This is a genomic window from Cytobacillus solani (assembly GCF_006704205.1).
GTDB classification, from domain to species: Bacteria; Bacillota; Bacilli; order Bacillales; family Cytobacillaceae; genus Cytobacillus; species Cytobacillus solani.
Map to the genome: position 1 here is coordinate 4,420,832 of NZ_CP041305.1, position 17,656 is coordinate 4,438,487.

Annotated in this window: 19 protein-coding genes, 1 pseudogene and 2 riboswitches; of the genes and pseudogenes, 16 read left to right on the plus strand and 4 right to left on the minus strand. The window is 36.9% G+C overall.

Translation table 11 applies throughout. The features are described 5' to 3' along the window. The first annotated feature begins 43 nt into the window (after nt 1-43). From FI644_RS22200 to FI644_RS22220, 5 genes are all read left to right on the plus strand, one after another. The gene (locus FI644_RS22200; protein WP_053476088.1) at nt 44-238 is read left to right on the plus strand and encodes a hypothetical protein; all 195 of its coding nucleotides are present in this window, start codon (nt 44-46) and stop codon (nt 236-238) included. Nucleotides 239-543: 305 nt separating this feature from the next. Further along, entirely contained in the window at nt 544-981 is a 438-nt protein-coding gene (locus tag FI644_RS22205; protein ID WP_053476087.1) for a peptidylprolyl isomerase, read from the plus strand. A gap of 96 nt (nt 982-1,077) precedes the next feature. Continuing rightward, a complete protein-coding gene (locus FI644_RS22210; protein ID WP_053476086.1) occupies nt 1,078-1,269 on the plus strand; it encodes a YbxH family protein in 192 nt (63 codons plus the stop codon). A gap of 114 nt (nt 1,270-1,383) precedes the next feature. Beyond that, complete coding sequence (locus FI644_RS22215) at nt 1,384-1,908, plus strand: mismatch-specific DNA-glycosylase (protein ID WP_053476085.1); 525 nt, start codon at nt 1,384-1,386, stop codon at nt 1,906-1,908. Nucleotides 1,909-1,994: 86 nt separating this feature from the next. Then, a complete protein-coding gene (locus FI644_RS22220) occupies nt 1,995-2,252 on the plus strand; it encodes an MGMT family protein (protein ID WP_053477534.1) in 258 nt (85 codons plus the stop codon). 65 nt (nt 2,253-2,317) lie between these two features. Here the strand turns inward: FI644_RS22220 and FI644_RS22225 are convergent, their stop codons facing one another. Beyond that, entirely contained in the window at nt 2,318-2,575 is a 258-nt protein-coding gene (locus tag FI644_RS22225) for a YpbS family protein (RefSeq protein WP_053476084.1), read from the minus strand. 132 nt (nt 2,576-2,707) lie between these two features. On the opposite strand from FI644_RS22225, the gene dacB reads away from it, so the two are divergent. Further along, entirely contained in the window at nt 2,708-4,186 is a 1,479-nt protein-coding gene (gene dacB, locus FI644_RS22230) for a D-alanyl-D-alanine carboxypeptidase/D-alanyl-D-alanine endopeptidase (RefSeq protein ID WP_053476083.1), read from the plus strand. Nucleotides 4,187-4,439: 253 nt separating this feature from the next. On the opposite strand, the gene FI644_RS22235 is transcribed toward dacB, so the two are convergent. Then, the gene (locus tag FI644_RS22235) at nt 4,440-4,973 is read right to left on the minus strand and encodes a YceI family protein (RefSeq protein WP_053476082.1); all 534 of its coding nucleotides are present in this window, start codon (nt 4,971-4,973) and stop codon (nt 4,440-4,442) included. Between the two features lie 198 nt (nt 4,974-5,171). Between FI644_RS22235 and FI644_RS22240 the strand changes: the two genes are divergently transcribed. Next, the gene (locus FI644_RS22240) at nt 5,172-7,739 is read left to right on the plus strand and encodes a DEAD/DEAH box helicase (protein WP_053476081.1); all 2,568 of its coding nucleotides are present in this window, start codon (nt 5,172-5,174) and stop codon (nt 7,737-7,739) included. 272 nt (nt 7,740-8,011) lie between these two features. Here FI644_RS22240 and FI644_RS22245 read toward each other — a convergent pair whose 3' ends face one another. Then, nucleotides 8,012-9,145: a zinc-dependent alcohol dehydrogenase gene (locus tag FI644_RS22245; protein WP_053476080.1), complete on the minus strand. Its 1,134-nt coding sequence runs from the start codon at nt 9,143-9,145 to the stop codon at nt 8,012-8,014. A gap of 158 nt (nt 9,146-9,303) precedes the next feature. Here FI644_RS22245 and FI644_RS22250 point away from each other — a divergent pair, with 158 nt between their 5' ends. The 4 genes and pseudogenes from FI644_RS22250 to FI644_RS22265 all read left to right on the plus strand — a co-directional run bounded on the left by FI644_RS22250 (nt 9,304) and on the right by FI644_RS22265 (nt 11,826). Then, the gene (locus FI644_RS22250; protein WP_053476079.1) at nt 9,304-9,954 is read left to right on the plus strand and encodes a spore coat protein; all 651 of its coding nucleotides are present in this window, start codon (nt 9,304-9,306) and stop codon (nt 9,952-9,954) included. 131 nt (nt 9,955-10,085) lie between these two features. Next, a pseudogene (locus FI644_RS22255) lies at nt 10,086-10,187 on the plus strand (helicase-related protein); the annotation flags it as partial. Nucleotides 10,188-10,311: 124 nt separating this feature from the next. Further along, on the plus strand, nt 10,312-10,890 hold the full coding sequence (locus FI644_RS22260; RefSeq protein ID WP_075209149.1) for a hypothetical protein: 579 nt from the start codon (nt 10,312-10,314) through the stop codon (nt 10,888-10,890). 15 nt (nt 10,891-10,905) lie between these two features. After that, nucleotides 10,906-11,826, plus strand: a complete 921-nt coding sequence (locus FI644_RS22265) for a DUF1002 domain-containing protein (protein ID WP_053476078.1) — start codon at nt 10,906-10,908, stop codon at nt 11,824-11,826. Nucleotides 11,827-11,848: 22 nt separating this feature from the next. Here the strand turns inward: FI644_RS22265 and FI644_RS22270 are convergent, their stop codons facing one another. Continuing rightward, nucleotides 11,849-12,208 carry a hypothetical protein gene (locus FI644_RS22270; protein ID WP_053476077.1) on the minus strand — a complete coding sequence of 120 codons (360 nt, stop codon included), beginning with the start codon at nt 12,206-12,208 and terminating at the stop codon, nt 11,849-11,851. 138 nt (nt 12,209-12,346) lie between these two features. Here FI644_RS22270 and desA point away from each other — a divergent pair, with 138 nt between their 5' ends. The 5 genes from desA (at nt 12,347) to tenA (ending at nt 17,642) form a co-directional block, all read left to right on the plus strand. Further along, on the plus strand, nt 12,347-13,381 hold the full coding sequence (gene desA, locus FI644_RS22275; protein WP_053477532.1) for a Delta(5) desaturase DesA: 1,035 nt from the start codon (nt 12,347-12,349) through the stop codon (nt 13,379-13,381). Between the two features lie 64 nt (nt 13,382-13,445). Then, nucleotides 13,446-14,564 carry a sensor histidine kinase gene (locus tag FI644_RS22280; RefSeq protein WP_053476076.1) on the plus strand — a complete coding sequence of 373 codons (1,119 nt, stop codon included), beginning with the start codon at nt 13,446-13,448 and terminating at the stop codon, nt 14,562-14,564. A 15-nt stretch (nt 14,565-14,579) separates the two neighbouring features. Continuing rightward, nucleotides 14,580-15,179, plus strand: coding sequence for a response regulator transcription factor (locus FI644_RS22285; protein ID WP_053476075.1), 600 nt, complete (start codon nt 14,580-14,582; stop codon nt 15,177-15,179). A 261-nt stretch (nt 15,180-15,440) separates the two neighbouring features. Next, nucleotides 15,441-16,532, plus strand: a complete 1,092-nt coding sequence (locus FI644_RS22290) for a branched-chain amino acid aminotransferase (protein WP_053476074.1) — start codon at nt 15,441-15,443, stop codon at nt 16,530-16,532. 55 nt (nt 16,533-16,587) lie between these two features. Continuing rightward, nucleotides 16,588-16,694, plus strand: a riboswitch (TPP riboswitch). Nucleotides 16,695-16,772: 78 nt separating this feature from the next. Further along, nucleotides 16,773-16,862: riboswitch (TPP riboswitch) on the plus strand. 90 nt (nt 16,863-16,952) lie between these two features. Continuing rightward, nucleotides 16,953-17,642 (plus strand): thiaminase II, encoded by a 690-nt coding sequence (gene tenA, locus FI644_RS22295; protein ID WP_053476073.1) that lies wholly within the window; start codon nt 16,953-16,955, stop codon nt 17,640-17,642. The last annotated feature ends 14 nt before the right edge of the window (nt 17,643-17,656 follow it).

Sequence of the window (17,656 nt, forward strand, 5' to 3'; positions counted from 1 at the left end):
AGCAGTATGATAGATCGCATTTACAGGAGGGTTTTGCATTGTTATGAGTGAAGATAAACGTATTCAATTAAATGTCCGTATTGCAAATGAAACGTCTAAAAAGCTAGATGAAATTGTCGAATATTATCAGCAAAATACAAAGCTTGGCAGAATTTATAAAGGTGATGTGCTGACTGATATTATTGAGAAATCCTACGATGTTATGAAAAAACAGCAGAATGCCAATAAGAAATTCTAAATTTTACCATTAGATTGCATATTTACAAAACGTCATTGTCAAAATAGTTAGAATTATATACTATTCAAATAAGGATGGTGATATAATGCGAACAAGAACAAATAGAGAAACAAAGAATTTAGATCATCTGAAATTTGGATTAACAACCTTATTCTTGCATGTATCATTTTACTGTTTAATCGTATTTATCTTACTTTTTTTTATGGAGCTATTTAGTTAATTCAATTTCTGATGCTATTACTTTTAATTGAAGGGTAAATAATGTTATTATTAAGGCTGAACTTAATAGTAGGAGATGATTACTCATGGCAAAAAAAGGATACATACTTATGCAAGGCGGAGAAAAAATTGAATTTGAACTATACCCGGACGTAGCTCCAGGAACTGTAGCCAACTTTGAGAAGTTAGCTAATGAAGGTTTCTATAATGGACTTACTTTTCACCGTGTAATTCCTGGTTTTGTTAGCCAAGGAGGCTGCCCAAATGGCACAGGAACTGGCGGACCAGGCTATACAATTAATTGTGAAACAGAAGGCAATCCACATAAGCATGAAGTAGGTTCGTTATCAATGGCACATGCTGGAAGAAATACTGGCGGAAGCCAATTCTTTATCGTGCATGAGCCTCAGCCACATTTAAATGGCGTTCATACAGTGTTTGGAAAAGTTACTTCTGGAATGGAAACTGTAAAAGCTATGACTAACGGAGTCGTAATGGAGAAGGTCGAAGTTACAGAAGCATAATAGGTGAAGGATGGAGCCAATTTTTTTGGCTCTTTTTCTTTTCCCGTGTTTTTTCAACGAATAGATCCCATACTAATAAAAAAAGGAGTCGTACTTATGGGAGCAATCGAAAGAAATGGGTATCGTTTTGAGCCAGAGTTCAGTGTTGTAGGAAAGAGTGGAGCTATACATGTAACCAAAAATGGTAAATTCATTGAAGAGGTTCATTTTGATTTTACTGGTGAATTTCCTGAGCATAATCAAATTGAAGAACTTGTCAACCACTATTGCTTTCAACACGGGATATAAATTTTGAAGCCTTGGAGCCTATTTTTATAGGCTCTTTTTCTTTAAATGACTAGACATAGTCATACTTTTTTTGTATTCTCCATAATAAGAATAGGAAAAGAAAGGGTGTCTTTTTTGAACCCCATTAAGGATCATTTAAAAGAAAACCTTGATCTTATATTTGTTGGCTTTAATCCGAGTATTCGATCTGCAGAAACTGGTCATCATTTTGCCAATCCAAATAATCGCTTTTGGAAAATTCTCCATGAATCAGGTCTTACACAGAAAAAATTAGATGCAGAAGAAGACTATAAATTATTAGATATTGGTTATGGATTAACGAATATTGTTTCTAGACCTACAAAGTCGGCAGATGAAATTACGAAGGAAGAATATCAGAAGGGTAGAGAAGAGCTGAAAAAGAAAATCAGGCCTCTTAAACCGAAAATGGTTTGTTATGTAGGAAAAGGAGTATATCAGGAATTTAGTGGTAAAAAATCACTGCCTTGGGGAAAACAGAAGGAATCAGTGATTCCAGGTATCGTTGATTTTGTGGCCCCTTCATCAAGTGGACTAGTACGAATGAAAATGAATGAAGTTGTAGCTATTTATGAAAAAATTCCACCGTTATTAGGCGAATTAAAAAATGTGGAAAACTAAACGAACTGGGAAGAGGAGCCAGACATTTGGAAACTTTTACAGAAAAGGCAGTCGCAATAATAAAAAATATTCCTCCAGGAAGGGTAATGACTTACGGCCAGATTGCCATATTAGCAGGCAGCCATAGAGGGGCAAGACAGGTAGTCAGAATTCTTCATTCTATGAGCAAAAAACATCGATTGCCTTGGCATCGAGTTGTCAATATAAAAGGAGAAATCGGATTAAAGGACGACGAACAATATTCCATTCAAAGACTTTCTCTCGAAAGCGAAGGAGTGGAATTTTTCAATAACGGAAGAATTAATCTCTCCAAGTTTCAATTTTCTCCTGAACAAGACGAATAAAACTCATTTAATAACCTGAAATGTACTTAATGTTAAGTACATTTCAGGTTATTATTATTAAAAGCTTATAATATACTATTTACATATTCCTCAACCATTTCAGACGTTACGTATTTTCTAGCTGGAACAATGCCTTGCTTGGAAATCTCATTCATCATAGAGGTTACTGCATTTATTTTATCCGTTGAAAATGCAAGGTCTCGTTTACAATTTGAAATGGCTTCTTCAATATAAGTCTCACGTTTTTGATCTAACTCCAAGAAGGTTGTAATCATCTTATGTTGCTTGTTTACATGTGCGGTTATCGCTTTATGGACACTCATTTTTTCACCCCTCAACTACAATTACAATCTATCATACCAATTAACTTTATAACCGTTAAGATGAAAATGTTATTTTTCCATCCAAATGGCTATACTAAATAGCTACTGATTTCATTTAAAGGGCTGGTTCAGTTGAGAAAAACTCTTATTCTTTCTATTAGTATCATGTTCATCCTAGCTATTTGTTCACTTATCCATTCGAAACAACTTCCTGTACAAGCAATTGAGGATAGCATTGGACTGGAACAAAAACTAAATAATCTTATTCATAGTGAACCTGATTTAAAAGGTGCCTTGACTGGCATCAGCGTCCGAAATGCGGCAACTGGTGAAATTCTATATTCACAAATGGGCGAGACCCGTTTAAAGCCAGCGTCAAATCTTAAACTATTTACAGCTGCTGCAGCTCTATCTATATTAGGTGCAGATTACACTTTTCAAACTGAAATACTAACAGATGGAGAGGTGAAAAAGAATATACTTAGTGGGAATTTATATGTAAGGGGTAAAGGAGACCCTACTTTATTAAAGGCGAATTTTGACCAAATGGCAAAGGATATTAAATCCCTAGGGATTATTGAAATTAAAGGCGATCTCATTGGAGATGACACTTGGTATGATGATGTTCGCTATTCAAGAGATATGAATTGGAGTGACGAAACTTATTATTATGGAGCGCAAATATCAGCACTAACTGTCTCACCAGACGAGGATTTTGATGCAGGTACAGTAATTGTTGAAGTAAAGCCTGGTACTGAAATTGGAAAGGAGCCATCCATTGATCTTCAGCCCACTACTGAGTATGTTGAAATAATTAACCATGCTAAAACAGTGGGATCAGATGAAGAGAAGACTATTACTATCGAGCGTATACATGGAACAAATACAATTATTGTTGAAGGGACGATTCCGGAGAAAGCAAAGAGCAAGAAAGAATGGATTGCTGTCTGGGAGCCTACACACTTTGCACTTGAACTATTTAAGCAAACATTAGAAGAGAATGGGATTCAGGTAGATGGCAGCCAGAGATTTGCTGCCACACCTATGAACGCCTCAATTTTGAAAAGTTATCAATCAAAGCCTTTATCTGAATTGCTGATTCCTTTTATGAAATTAAGCAATAATGTCCATGGAGAAGTATTGGTTAAGGAAATGGGAAGAGTGGTTAAAGGAGAGGGAAGCTGGGAAAAAGGGCTGGAAGTATTAGCATCTGAGTTATCTGAATTGGGTGTCAGGACCAATACAATTGAATTAAGAGATGGATCAGGCATCTCCCACATAAACTTAGTTCCACCTAATGAAATAACAAGCCTTCTTTTTGCTGTTCAAAAGGAACGATGGTTTAATCACTTTCTTCATTCACTTCCGGTTAGCGGAGCACCTGAAAGGATGATCGGGGGAACACTTAGAAACAGAATGTTAAACTCTCCTGCTCAATGGCAGGTAAGAGCAAAAACGGGATCAATTGCTTCGGTTAGTTCACTATCAGGTTATGTGGATACTAAAAGCGGGGAAAGGCTCATATTTTCAATCATCCTAAACAATTTATTGAACGATGCAAAAGGGAAATTGATTGAGGATAAAATAGCTTTAGTTTTAGCAGAGCAATAATTTTATGAATCACAGTAAAAGAATAATGGGGATTTTAGTACTAAGCAACTGTTTGGAGACTTAAACTTACTAATTATGGGAAAAACGGTCACTAAATCTGCTTTTAGCGACTGTTAATTACTTATATTGGAAAAAAGAGTAACCAAAACAATTATTAGTGACCGATTTTCACATTTTTTTACTTTTTAATGCACTAAACCTCTGATAAGCAAAAAAACGGCTCATACAGGGTGAGCCGCTTTTTTGCTTTTATTTATAAAGCTTTTGCTGCCTGAACATCTAAACTGATTTTCACTTTATCTCCAACTAAAACGCCGCCAGTTTCAAGTGCAGAGTTCCATGTTAAACCATAGTCACTGCGCTTAACGGAACCTTCAACCGTAAAGCCTGCTTTTTCATTTCCCCATGGATCTTTTCCAGATCCTTCATAAGTAACAGTAAACGTTTCAGATTTCGTCACACCATGCAGTGTCAAATTTCCAGTTAAATCATACTCATTATCGCCATTGTTTACAATTTTTGTTGCCTTGAAAGTCATGGATGGATGGTTTTCCACATCAAAGAAATCACCAGAACGAAGATGGTTGTCACGATCTTCATTTCGTGTATCAATGCTTGCTAAATCAACTGTAAATTCAATATTTGCTGATGTTAAATCTGCTGGATTTGCTTCGATCACCGCATCAAATTTATTAAAAGTTCCTTTCACATTTGCGATCATCATATGCTTGATTGAAAAATCCACACTGCTGTGTACCGGATCAATTGCCCATTTTGTGTTTGTCATTTTATTTTGCCTCCATATTGTTTGAATTGATTTAACTTGAATTCAAGATAATTTAATTCTAGATAAATTATATGAAAGAAACAAGGCTTTTGTCAACAAATTATTTTATTTTTTCATAAAAATCTATAACGTTCATGTTTCTATTCGGCTAGTGATACAATAAGGGGTAATAACTAGCGATCGAAGGAGATTCAGAGTATGACGCAGCTGGAGATGACTTACCTTAATGCAATTGAACAGACAAAAAATAAAATAATAGAGGACATGAATAATTATTTTGGTAACAAAAATATTATGCCTACATTCGAGGACTATCTTATTGACAGGGAACAGTATCTTGAACAAATTTGGACAAATATCTGGCTAAATAAGGCAACGAATAATGTACCGAAGCAAGAAAAAATAGCGTTCTTACTGGAAAAAGGGTTTGAAACAGACAATGTAAGCCGAAAGATTATTAATCACCTTTTTCGAACAGAAATGCGGACATATAAACCTTTTGATACATACCAATGGGTAAATGAAAAGTTTCATAACCGAACAGAACTGTGGTCTAATCAATATAAAAAGGCACATGCTGATTTTCTCCAAAAGGAGGAGGAAGACAGGCTGCGTATTGAAATGGTAAGACTGCAGGATCACATAGAACAATCAATAGATAACATAATTGATGCGAATGAAGAGCCATTATATTTATATATCAGGCATTTTACGGCAAAACAGTTTGCATCTGATTTGAAAAATAGACGAAGATTCGCTCCTGTTGATACTTTTGCTCTGGAAGAAAAATTAGTAGAAATTGGCGGGTTTGATGAAACTTCTTTTTCAACAATATCAAACTTCCTTCACGAGCTTACCGGTGATATACATAAAACACGGTACCATGGACGAACTTATTTTGAATACGAAACGTATTATGATCGATATGAAAGACTGTATGCGGAATATTTAGCAGATATTCTCCCAAAAATGGTGGTAGAACAGCTGCCTGATTCGATTGCAAAGGAATATAAAAATACCTTCTCCGAAACAACTTTAACATCGATGATTGAAAACGTACTCGAATATGCGTATGAACCGTTAGCAAATGAGTTGATCGAGATCGTTCAGGATGAATATATATCTGACTTGCTTAAGCTTTTAACGATTCCCTTTGATTTAAATGAACATCAGAAGTTATATGAAGAGGCATTAGAAGATAGGGAACGGAAATGGAAAGAAGAGCAAGAAGAAATGGAGCGTAAAAAGGAAGAAGAGGAACGGATACTTGATGAAATATTTGGTCAAGAATATCACCCTGCTGTGGAACGAAATATTCGCTACACCTTGCATATCGGGGAAACAAATACAGGGAAGACGCACCATGCATTAGAAAATATGAAAGCTGCTGATAGCGGCATGTATTTGGCGCCCCTTCGGCTATTAGCACTCGAGGTATACGATAAGCTGAATGGAGAAGGGACCCCTTGCTCTTTAAAAACGGGAGAGGAGGAAAAGCTCGTCTCCGGAGCAAAACATATTTCCTGTACCGTTGAAATGTTCCATGAAAAAGAATTCTATGATTGTATTGTCATTGATGAAGCGCAAATGCTAAATGACAAAGATCGGGGTTTCTCCTGGTATAAAGCCATTACGAAAGCCAATGCAAAGGAAGTACATATTATTGGCAGCTGGAGCGCAAAAGAAATGATTCTCCAGCTGCTTGGAGATGCGGACATTGAAATATATGAATATAATCGTGACATTCCGCTTGAGGTCGAAAAGAAAGAATTTAAGATTAATCAAGTGAAAAAAGGAGATGCACTTATTTGTTTTTCCAGAAAACGCGTCCTTGAAACAGCCTCAAGACTTGAAAATACTAAGCATTCTGTAAGCATGATCTATGGAAGCATGCCTCCTGAGACAAGGAAAAAACAAGTACAGCGTTTTATACAAGGGGAAACATCTGTGATTGTTTCTACTGATGCCATCGGAATGGGCTTAAACCTGCCTATTCGCCGAATTGTTTTCCTTGAAAATGAAAAGTTCGATGGAACTAGGAGGAGGTTGCTCACATCACAGGAAGTGAAGCAAATTGCCGGTAGGGCTGGACGAAAGGGTATATATAATGTTGGAAAAGTTGCTTTTGTCTCGGATATTCGGACGATGAAAAGACTGCTTGATTCCGAAGATATGCCGGTTCAAACCTTTTCGGTCGCTCCGACAAATGCTATTTTTGAAAGATTTCAGAAATATTACCATGATCTTGAAACTTTTTTTGAGCTATGGGAGCAATTCGAAAGTCCGAATGGAACAAAGAAAGCTTCATTATCTGAAGAGATGGATCTTTATAACCGGATCCGTGGAACTGAAATCGAAGCTAGGCTGTCAATAATGGATCTTTATGGATTTTTGCATCTTCCTTTTTCAAAAAAAGAACCTGAATTAATCTGGCAATGGGAACAAACAATGTATGCGATCTTAAATAATTCCGAACTTCCAGAGCCAAGGATTAAAAAACGAAATCTCGAGGAATTAGAGCTATCCTATAAAGCAATTGGCCTCCATCTCCTGTTTTTATACCGTTTGGATCAACGAACCGAAGCACTTTACTGGGAACGGCTGAGGGAGGAAATTAGTGACCATGTACACGAAAGATTAAAGACAGATGTGAAAAATATGACGAAGAAATGCCGGCGATGTGGAAAAAAACTCCCATGGGAGCATGAATTCCACATATGCGATAATTGCCATATGAACCAACCAAGAAGAAGATACTGGGACTAACATAATGACCCATAGTAAATCACCAACGGTAGCCAATCTAAAGTCTATTGACAACCGTTGGTGATAAAATTTTATTAGAATGGTCCTCAATCAGCCCAATTGGATACCTAAGTGGAAGAAATTCTACCGAAACTTTACTGAATCAGTCCTATTGACTACCTAAGTCTACAGACTTTCACTAAATTAGTCCTCAATCAAAGGTATTGGTTACCGAAATGCCTTTTATATCAGAAAATTACACTCAATCACTAACTCAAAGGAAAAAACACCACTCACGGTTTTAATACTACCTTAATACAGTTATCCTCATGGTCATTAAAGATTTGGTAACCATGACCAGCTTTATCGAGAGGAAGCTTATGTGTGATAATATCTGTTGGATCAAATTCTTTATTTTTAATCATTTCATAAAGCTTGGGCATAAATGGAATCACAGGAGCCTGTCCCATTTTTAAGGTGATATTTCTGACGAAAAATGCCCCTAATGGAAATAAGTTGTAGTTCCCCCCGTAAACACCAGTCATTTGAACTGTACCTGCTTTTTTTACAGCCTTTGTTGCCATTTGAATTGGTCCAAGGGTACCGCCTTGAAGCTTGAGCTTTTGTTCAAGGTATTCAAGCGGAGATTTTTTTCCATCCATTCCAACACAATCAATAACAACGTCTGCACCACCATGGGTAATTTCTTTTAAATGCTCACCCATATCAGGATATTTCGTGAATTCATATACCTCTACATGATTAATCCTTTTCGCATGATTCATACGATAGTCTAAATAATCCACTGCAATCACGCGTTCCGCCCCTTGCATCCAAGCAAATTTTTGTGCCATCAAGCCAACTGGACCGCAGCCAAGGACAATGACAGTATCTCCTTTCTTAACGCCAGCATGGATGACGCTCCAATATGCTGTGGGAAGTACATCAGATAGAAAAAGCAATGATTCATCTTCTAATTCACACGATTCTGGAATTACAAATGGGGTGAAATTTCCAAAAGGGACTCTCAAGTACTCTGCCTGCCCTCCCGGATAGTTTCCGTATTTTTCAGAATAGCCAAAATAGCCTCCTGAATCATAATGTGGATTTGAATTGTCACACTGGCTTGTTAAATCCTGTTCACAGTACGCACAATGACCACAAGCCACATTAAATGGGATTACCACCCGATCACCTTTTTTTACTTTAGTCACTTCTGCTCCAACTTCCTCTACAATTCCCATCGGCTCATGTCCTATGACATAACCTGGAGGCAGGGGCATATTTCCTTGATATAAATGTAAATCAGACCCGCAAATAGCGGTTGAGGTAATTTTAACGATAATATCATCATTCTTTTCTATTGAAGGCTCATCTATATTGTCAATTAAAACATTTTTCGGTCCTTGATACGTTACAGCTCTCATTCCCAACACTCCAGTCAAAAATTATCTTCAATTTAGTATTCACCTGTAACATCTCCTTACTCCATTAAATATTGGTACTGCTCCAAATTTAGTTAAATGAATAATAATTACATTCAGTCGCAAAATAACAGTGATTTTTTATTATGAGGAGGAGACTTATGCAATTCCAAAACCAGCAAGGCCAAGGTCAGATGCATCAAAATATGCATACAGGTATGGTTAATCAACAATTAAATCACGGCGGGCATGAAGTATTTGATGTACATGAAGTATTATCAGGTACAATTGGAACATTAGATTTGTATACATTGCTGCGTCCCCATGTAAAGGACCCAGAGCTGTTAAATATACTTGATCGACAAACTCAATATATGAAAACAGAGTACAATACAACAGTAGATTGTTTTAAAACTGGACAAGACCCTGCAATCCGAATGCAGCCTTACAATATGACACAAGGTAATGATTTTGTATACGGATTAAAGCCTTCCCAGCCGAAAAAACCCTTACAATCCGCATCCGAACTTACTGATGAGTGTATTTCCAGCTATATGCTTGGTTCACTAAAAGCAGGAGCAGGCTCAAAAGCACTGGCTGCGTTAGAGATAACCAATCCTGTTGTACGAAGAGTCATTGCCGACTCCGTTCCAAACTGCATTGAAATGGCTTATGAACTGGCTGTATATCAAAATAAACATCATTATTATCAAGTACCGCAGCTTGCCGAACAGGATATGGAGCAATTAGTCAATTCCTTTGCACCTGCTCCAATGAATGGGCAAATGCAAAATCCTGATACAGCGCATTAATCGTTTAGGCGATCCCATAATCGGGGGTCGCCTTTGTTTATGAGATAAAATTTGCTATTTTAAAGGAAAACAAGCAAAATAATAAAATAGGATTTATGGAAAGTAGGGGGTTTTTTGCCTGATTTTTTAATGCTGCAAGAGGGCTTGATATTGACGGAGTGACACATGTGTTTAACTATGACATCCCTCAGGACGCTGAAACCTATGTACACAGGATAGGGCGGACAGGAAGAGGAACACAAATCAGTTAGAAAACAGAAGACCACAACTATTTCCAATGGTTTGACTAACCCTTCAAAGGGAAAAGGAAAAGCAAGCCGAAGTAAAAATAGAAGAACACGATAAAGAGGTGTAAACATGCTACATACAAAAATTACAAATTATTTTTCCGACGAAAAAACAGCATCATTTAAAGAAGAAATCGAATATGCAAGGAAGCATCAGATTATTGATGAAACAAGAACGATAATGGAAATAGATCCTGCTGCACGTTTCAATGATGCATATATTGAACGCAGCGATAAAGAAACAGAAGAGTTTCTCGGAGAAGAATCAGCAGGCTTCTTAAATCAGCCTATTCATTATTTAAAACAGTATCTTAATGAATTTATCTACATTGAATCAGACTGTTTTCCAATGATTCATACTGAATCGATTTGTCTTGAAGTAGATGATATCTTTCGTACATATGAAGTCATGCTTGGTTTAAAGCTTCAAAAAAAATATGAAAAAGGAATCAAAGCCTACTTGGAACAAGAATTAATCGGAGAAATAAAAGTAAGTTTACTATTTAACCAGACTGATGGATTATGGGATTTCAACTTCGCACTGAATAATATAAAAGGATTCAATGAAGACTTAACAATCGGCGAAGTCCTTGTTCTTGTATACCGTTTCCTTTTCAAATTGGCTGAAACGGTTGAAGAAAATAAATAAGGGGAGTTGTATAACATGTTCAAACATACTAGTAAATGGATTGTCATTGCTTTATTATTCCTTCTGACAATGACGATTTCAACAAGTGCACTTGCCTCCAATGGAGATAATAATAACGAAGACAGTATTAACGAAAAGTTCGGCCTCCCAGTTGTTGTATATGGGTCAGCCTTGACACCTGCACAGAAGGAAGAGGTCCGTAAATTATTAGGTGTAAAAGATCCAAAGATGGTGAAGGAATTAACAGTTAGTGGAGAAGATTTAGAAAGATACATTAAAGGTAATAAACATTCTAATATGTATTCATCTGCAAAAATTACGCTTAAGGATTCAGGATCTGGTCTCTATATTAATCAAGTAACTCCAGAAAATATTACGGAAGTTTCAGATGAAATGTATGCAAATGCGCTTTTAACTGCAGGCATTCAAGATGCAGTCGTTGATGTGGCATCTCCAGTAAAAGTAAGTGGTCACTCTGCTTTAGTTGGAATATATAAAGCCTATGATGAGGGCGAAGGAACTGAATTAAATACAGAACATACAGAAGTAGCCAATGAAGAATTAAGCCTGGCATCTAAATTAGCACAGCAGGAAGGGCTAGATAAGGACAAAATTTCCGAGCTCCTAACGGAAATTAAGAAAGAAATTGCCGCGCAAAATCCTGCAACAAAAGAGGACATCGAAAAGATTATCAACGAGCAATTAAAGACGCTTGAAATCAAATTAAGTCCTGAGGATCGCCAGCTGCTTGTAGATCTATTTGAAAAAATGCGCAGTCTTAATATTAACTTTGACAATGTAAAATCACAGCTTGAAGACTTGTCGAAAGACATCCAGAATCGAATTGAAGAAGCGGTTGGCGATAAGGGCTTCCTGCAGGCGATTGGGGATTTCTTTAAAAATTTAATCGATGGAATTAAAAGTCTATTTTCTTAAAAGCAGGGCATCCCCTGCTTTTTTATTTTTCTAACTCTGGGAATTTAATAGGCGTAAGTAAGGAATACTTATCCCGATAAGAGCGATAAGCAACTAGCTGCACATTTCGTGCTCGTACATCCACTTGTAATATTGATGAATGTTTCATTTCTAAATAATAATGAATTCCATCCAGTTTCATTTCATAAAAAGTAAACTGTAAGCCTAAGAAGTCCTTTTTCGTCACTTTGCTATCGGGATGATTTTTAATAAAATCCGCAATTTCTTTTACCGATGCAGCAGATGTACCAGTAATACTATAGAATCTTTCTTTCATTTTTGCATTCGCTTGATTGTACGTTACCTTGGCTTTATGAATCATACTATCCACTAGGTTTTTCATAAAAAACTCCTCACTTTTTCATAATAATCCTTATCATAACATGACACTTATCATGGGGTGTGCATGACACGTGTGTCTTTAAAATTAATTCTTTCTTCTATAGTATTATCATTAAAACGGCGGAAGGATACAATGAATATGACCAAACAAAAACAAATTCATTTAAAGAAGCAAATGGCTCCGTACGAACAATCGAATACAAAGGAAAGTAATTGGCAGCTGATAAATACTATTTTGCCTTTTATCGGTCTCTGGTTTTTGGCATATAAAAGCTTATCCGTATCCTATATTTTGACACTTATCTTTGCAGTCTTAGCAGCAGGGTTTTTAGTAAGAATTTTCATCATTTTTCATGATTGCTGCCACCATTCTTTCTTTAAAAACCGGGTCGCCAATAAAGTTATCGGGACAATCACAGGGATCATTACCATCTTCCCGTATAGCCAATGGCAGCATGATCATTCTGTTCACCATGCGACTAGCAGCAATTTAGATAAGCGTGGGGTTGGCGATATTTGGATGCTAACAGTTGAGGAATACATGGAAGCATCTGCTTGGCAAAAAATTGCCTACCGTTTATACCGAAACCCAATTATTATGTTTGGTCTTGGACCAATCTATGTCTTCCTTATTAAAAATCGATTTAACAGAAAAGGTGCTCGTAAGAAAGAGCGAATGAATACGTATTTAACAAATGTTTCAATTGTTTCCCTATATGGTCTGCTGTGCTGGGGTATTGGCTGGGAAGCATTTCTCCTTGTTCAATTACCAATCTTCTTAATCTCAGGAGCTGCAGGTATCTGGCTTTTTTATGTACAGCATACGTTTGAAGATTCCTATTTCGAGGAAGATGCGGAATGGGAATATGTAAAAGCTGCAGTGGAAGGCAGCTCATTCTATAAACTCCCGAAACCATTGCAATGGATTACAGGGAATATTGGCTATCACCATGTTCATCATTTAAGCCCGAGAGTGCCAAACTATAAGTTAGAAGAGGCCCATAATAATACAGAGCCGCTAAAAAATGTGCCAACTATCACGCTAAGTACAAGCTTACAATCACTTAAATTCCACCTATGGGATGAAAAAGAAAAGAAATTTGTCGCCTATAAAGAAATCACAAATTATCTCCAGAATACAAAAAAAAGTGAGATGGCTTCTAGATTAAAGTAGTACAATATGGGTGGAGCCACTTGCGTGAGCTTCACCTATTTTTTTAATCTAATGAGGGAATCAGATGATAAAAAACTATTTTACAACTTTAAAAAGCTCTGGCATATCTCCTTATATTTGGAGTGTTTTTGCCATTTTGCCATTTTACTTCATTTTTCAATCTTCTTCGACAATTGAAGTCATTGTTGGTATTTTATTAACAATTATCTTTTTTATTTCTTATCGCTTGGCTTTTCTATCGAAAAAATGGCCTGTTTACTTGTGGACGGGAATTCTCATCGCCATTTCCACCGCAATGACGATTATCTTTCAATTTGTCTATTTTGCCTTCTATATTGCCTATTATAATGGGAATATCAAAAACAGAATTGCCTTCTTAACGTTATATATTATCCATCTTGTATTTACAATTGCATCGATTAATTATAATTTAGTTCTAGGAAAACCATTGTTTTTGAAGCAATTGCCGTTTGTCATTATCATTGGGATAAGCGTGATCCTTCTCCCATTTAATCTTTATAATAAAAAGAAGCAGGAGAAACTAGAGGAACAGCTAGAGGTCGCGAATCAGCGAATTGCAGAGCTTGTGAAACAAGAGGAGCGACAACGGATTGCGCGAGATCTTCATGATACATTAGGACAAAAGCTTTCATTAATTGGGCTAAAAAGTGACCTCGCGAGGAGACTTGTATATAAAGATCCTGAAGCATCTCGAAGTGAAATGAAGGATGTGCAGCAAACAGCAAGAACGGCCTTAAACGAAGTTCGTACAATGGTCTCGCAAATGCGAGGGATTCGCTTGGAAGAGGAGATTATCCGTGTCAAACAAATCCTTCAAGCAGCAGAAATCTCACTTATTGTTGAGAATGATGTAAATCATCTAAGTATTTCAATCTTTCTTGAAAATCTTCTTAGCATGTGTATGAAAGAAGCAGTAACAAATGTCGTAAAACATAGCAAGGCGACATTCTGCCAAATTAAATTTGAGCAATCAGCAAATGAAGTATGCATTATAATTAAGGATGATGGTATCGGTATTCCTGACCAATATTACTTCTCTAAGGGCAGTGGTTTACTTGGAATAAAAGAACGGCTAGAATTTGTGAACGGCAGCTTAGATGTAAAAACGATTGATGGAACGACGATTACAATGAAAGTACCAAGTGTTGTAAAACAGACTTAAAAAGGAGGAGCAAGAATGATTAGAATTGTAATTGCTGAAGATCAGCGGATGATGCTTGGTGCATTAGGATCCTTGCTCAACCTGGAAGAAGATATGGAAGTGGTCGGAAAAGCAAATAATGGAAAGGAAGCCGTCACTTTAGTTAAGCACCATCAACCTGATATTTGTATCATGGATATTGAAATGCCTGAGAAAAGTGGACTTGAAGCAGCTGAAGAGTTAAAAGGATTCGGTTGTAAAGTCATTATTTTAACAACTTTTGCACGTTCTGGTTATTTTCAAAGGGCTCTACAAGCAGGTGTGAGTGGGTATTTACTGAAAGATAGCCCGAGTGAAGAGTTAGCTAGCTCCATACGAATGGTTATGGACGGAAGACGGATCTATGCACCTGAACTAATGGATGATGTATACAGTGAAGAAAATCCGCTTACCGAACGCGAAAAAGCAGTTCTTGAGCTTGTTGCAGATGGGAAAAACACAAAAGAAATTGCTGACGAGCTCAAAATCAAAACAGGAACAGTCAGAAACTATATCTCACAAATACTTGACAAGCTTGAGGTTAAAAACCGAATAGAAGCGATTACACAATCGAAGGAAAAGGGATGGTTTAAGTAAACCATCCCTTTTTTATTTGTAATATGGAAAAAGAGTATCTGTTCCATCATTAATATACTTGGAAGTAGACAGGAGAACATAATTATTTATTTTTCGAATTTTTTAAAAAATCACTCGACAAAGTATATGAATTGGAGGATAATTGTAAAAATAAATAATTCACTTTTACTAAGTACCGCTTAAAAGAGTTGAAAAACAGCAAGGCTTTTAAGCAAAAAACTCATGAGAATTACATATTAAAAAGACAGGGAGAAGAAGTGGATGAGAGACTATCAAATGGAAATCAGCTTAACCGCAGCGAGAAAACAAAAACCGGCATTTGACCAGCTTCAGTTTGGAAGACATTTTACAGATCATATGTTTGTGATGGATTATTCTACAGAAAAAGGCTGGTATGACCCGCGAATTATTCCTTATCAACCTGTCACATTGGAACCATCGGCAATGATTTTTCATTATGGGCAAACAGTATTTGAAGGGTTGAAGGCATATCTCTCAAAAGAAGGACAAGTTTTATTATTTAGACCGGAAAAAAATATGGAACGAATGAATCGTTCGAATGCGAGACTTTGCATGCCTCCAATTGATGAGGAATTTGCGTTATATGCATTAAAACAATTGCTTTCTATTGAAAAGGACTGGATCCCTTCATATGAGGGCACTTCTCTTTATATACGCCCATTTATCATCTCAACTGAGCCATTCTTAGGTGTCGCACCTTCAAACAGTTATCGATTTATGATCATTTTATCCCCTGTTGGGGCTTATTATAAGGAAGGCATTAATCCAGTGAAAATTTCCGTTGAACAAGAATTTGTTCGTGCAGTTCAAGGCGGGACTGGTAATGCAAAAACAGCTGGCAACTATGCTGGCAGCTTAAAAGCACAAGAAATGGCAGGAAATTCGGGATACTCCCAAGTTCTTTGGCTTGACGGAAAAGAAAAGAAATATATCGAGGAAGTCGGCAGCATGAATGTATTCTTCAAGATAAACGGGGAGGTCATCACACCTGTTTTAAATGGAAGCATCTTAGACGGTGTTACCCGTGATTCAATCATTCAGTTAATTGAACATTGGAATATTCCTTTTTCTGAACGAAAAATTTCAATGGAAGAAATCTATCAGGCACATAAAGAAGGGACTTTAGAAGAAGCTTTTGGTACGGGTACAGCTGCTGTCATCTCGCCAATTGGGGAGTTCTTCTGGCAAAATGAACAACTTGAAATCAATAATGGAGAAACCGGGGAACTTGCGAAAAAATTATATGATACACTAACAGGGATTCAATACGGTACACATGAAGACCCGTTTGGCTGGCGTGTAGAAGTATTAGAGGAGGCTTTAAATATTTAATCATTTTTGCTTGCAATATTCAAAATACATGGTATGCTATGAATTGAATTCAAATAAGAAACACTAGGGGTGTCTTGTAAAAGACTGAGATTGAACGGCCGTTCTAAACCCTTTGAACCTGATCTAGTTCACACTGGCGTAGGGAAGTGGTAAATGGTTGAACACTTACGTATACATCAACCCCCACTCATATGTCTAAAAGAGTGGGGGTTTTTTATACTTAAATACTAACTAAATACTTTTTTCTGCTAGGGGCGCCTTATGGCTGAGAAGTAACCCTTTGAACCTGATCTAGATCATACTAGCGTAGGGAAGTAGGTAAGATGATTACGACTATTTGTGCGTAATGATTTAACCGCTTTCCACATTTGGAAAGCGGTTTTATTTTTGCTTTAATTGAAATTCGAAGGAGGAAATAAAATGGATATTGTAAAAATAAAGAAATTCACTGATAGGCTGTTTGAAAATGTTCAGCCGATCTGGGAGAAGAATCATAATCATCCCTTTGTTCAAGAGCTTGGAAAAGGTCAATTAGATGAGGAAAAATTCATTCACTATATGAAACAGGACTATGTGTATTTAATCGATTACGCAAAGCTATTTGCCGTGGGTGTCCTAAAAGCACAAGATCTACATACGATGGGGAAGTTCGCTCAAATTCTCGATGAGACATTAAATGTTGAAATGGAGCTTCATCGCCAGTTTGCTGCTGAATTTGGCATTTCCCGTGAGGAGTTAGAAGCTACAAAGCCAACACCAGTTAATCTTGCGTATACACGCTATATGTTAAACGTTGCCCAAAATGGCAGTTTAGCCGAGGTCGTTGCTTGTCTATTGCCTTGTGCATGGGATTACTGGGAGATTGGGAAATTGCTTAGAAAACAATATGGAAATCAAATTGAGACAAATCGATATGGCAAATGGATTGAAACATACGATTCTGAAACCTTCGGTGAAGGAGCAAAGTGGCTTATACGGCTGATGGATGAATTAGCGGAAGGAAAGCCAGAACGGGAGCTCGCCATCCTTGAGGAGCATTTTCAAATGACCTCAAAGTACGAATATTTATTCTGGGAAATGAACTATTACAAGCAAGAATGGCCTATATAACTGTAAGTGGGTGA

Bases quoted from the DNA above. Each gene is read 5' to 3' on its own strand.
- FI644_RS22220 (WP_053477534.1), top strand. From the start codon at position 1,995: ATGACTTACGGCCAGATTGCCATATTAGCAGGCAGCCATAGAGGGGCA.
- FI644_RS22270 (WP_053476077.1), bottom strand. From the start codon at position 12,208: ATGAAAAACCTAGTGGATAGTATGATTCATAAAGCCAAGGTAACGTAC.
- FI644_RS22260 (WP_075209149.1), top strand. From the start codon at position 10,312: ATGCTACATACAAAAATTACAAATTATTTTTCCGACGAAAAAACAGCA.
- FI644_RS22240 (WP_053476081.1), top strand. From the start codon at position 5,172: ATGACGCAGCTGGAGATGACTTACCTTAATGCAATTGAACAGACAAAA.
- FI644_RS22290 (WP_053476074.1), top strand. From the start codon at position 15,441: ATGAGAGACTATCAAATGGAAATCAGCTTAACCGCAGCGAGAAAACAA.
- tenA (WP_053476073.1), top strand. From the start codon at position 16,953: ATGGATATTGTAAAAATAAAGAAATTCACTGATAGGCTGTTTGAAAAT.
- FI644_RS22280 (WP_053476076.1), top strand. From the start codon at position 13,446: ATGATAAAAAACTATTTTACAACTTTAAAAAGCTCTGGCATATCTCCT.
- FI644_RS22250 (WP_053476079.1), top strand. From the start codon at position 9,304: ATGCAATTCCAAAACCAGCAAGGCCAAGGTCAGATGCATCAAAATATG.
- FI644_RS22225 (WP_053476084.1), bottom strand. From the start codon at position 2,575: ATGAGTGTCCATAAAGCGATAACCGCACATGTAAACAAGCAACATAAG.
- FI644_RS22200 (WP_053476088.1), top strand. From the start codon at position 44: ATGAGTGAAGATAAACGTATTCAATTAAATGTCCGTATTGCAAATGAA.
- FI644_RS22235 (WP_053476082.1), bottom strand. From the start codon at position 4,973: ATGACAAACACAAAATGGGCAATTGATCCGGTACACAGCAGTGTGGAT.
- FI644_RS22210 (WP_053476086.1), top strand. From the start codon at position 1,078: ATGGGAGCAATCGAAAGAAATGGGTATCGTTTTGAGCCAGAGTTCAGT.
- FI644_RS22205 (WP_053476087.1), top strand. From the start codon at position 544: ATGGCAAAAAAAGGATACATACTTATGCAAGGCGGAGAAAAAATTGAA.
- desA (WP_053477532.1), top strand. From the start codon at position 12,347: ATGACCAAACAAAAACAAATTCATTTAAAGAAGCAAATGGCTCCGTAC.
- FI644_RS22285 (WP_053476075.1), top strand. From the start codon at position 14,580: ATGATTAGAATTGTAATTGCTGAAGATCAGCGGATGATGCTTGGTGCA.
- FI644_RS22265 (WP_053476078.1), top strand. From the start codon at position 10,906: ATGTTCAAACATACTAGTAAATGGATTGTCATTGCTTTATTATTCCTT.
- FI644_RS22245 (WP_053476080.1), bottom strand. From the start codon at position 9,145: ATGAGAGCTGTAACGTATCAAGGACCGAAAAATGTTTTAATTGACAAT.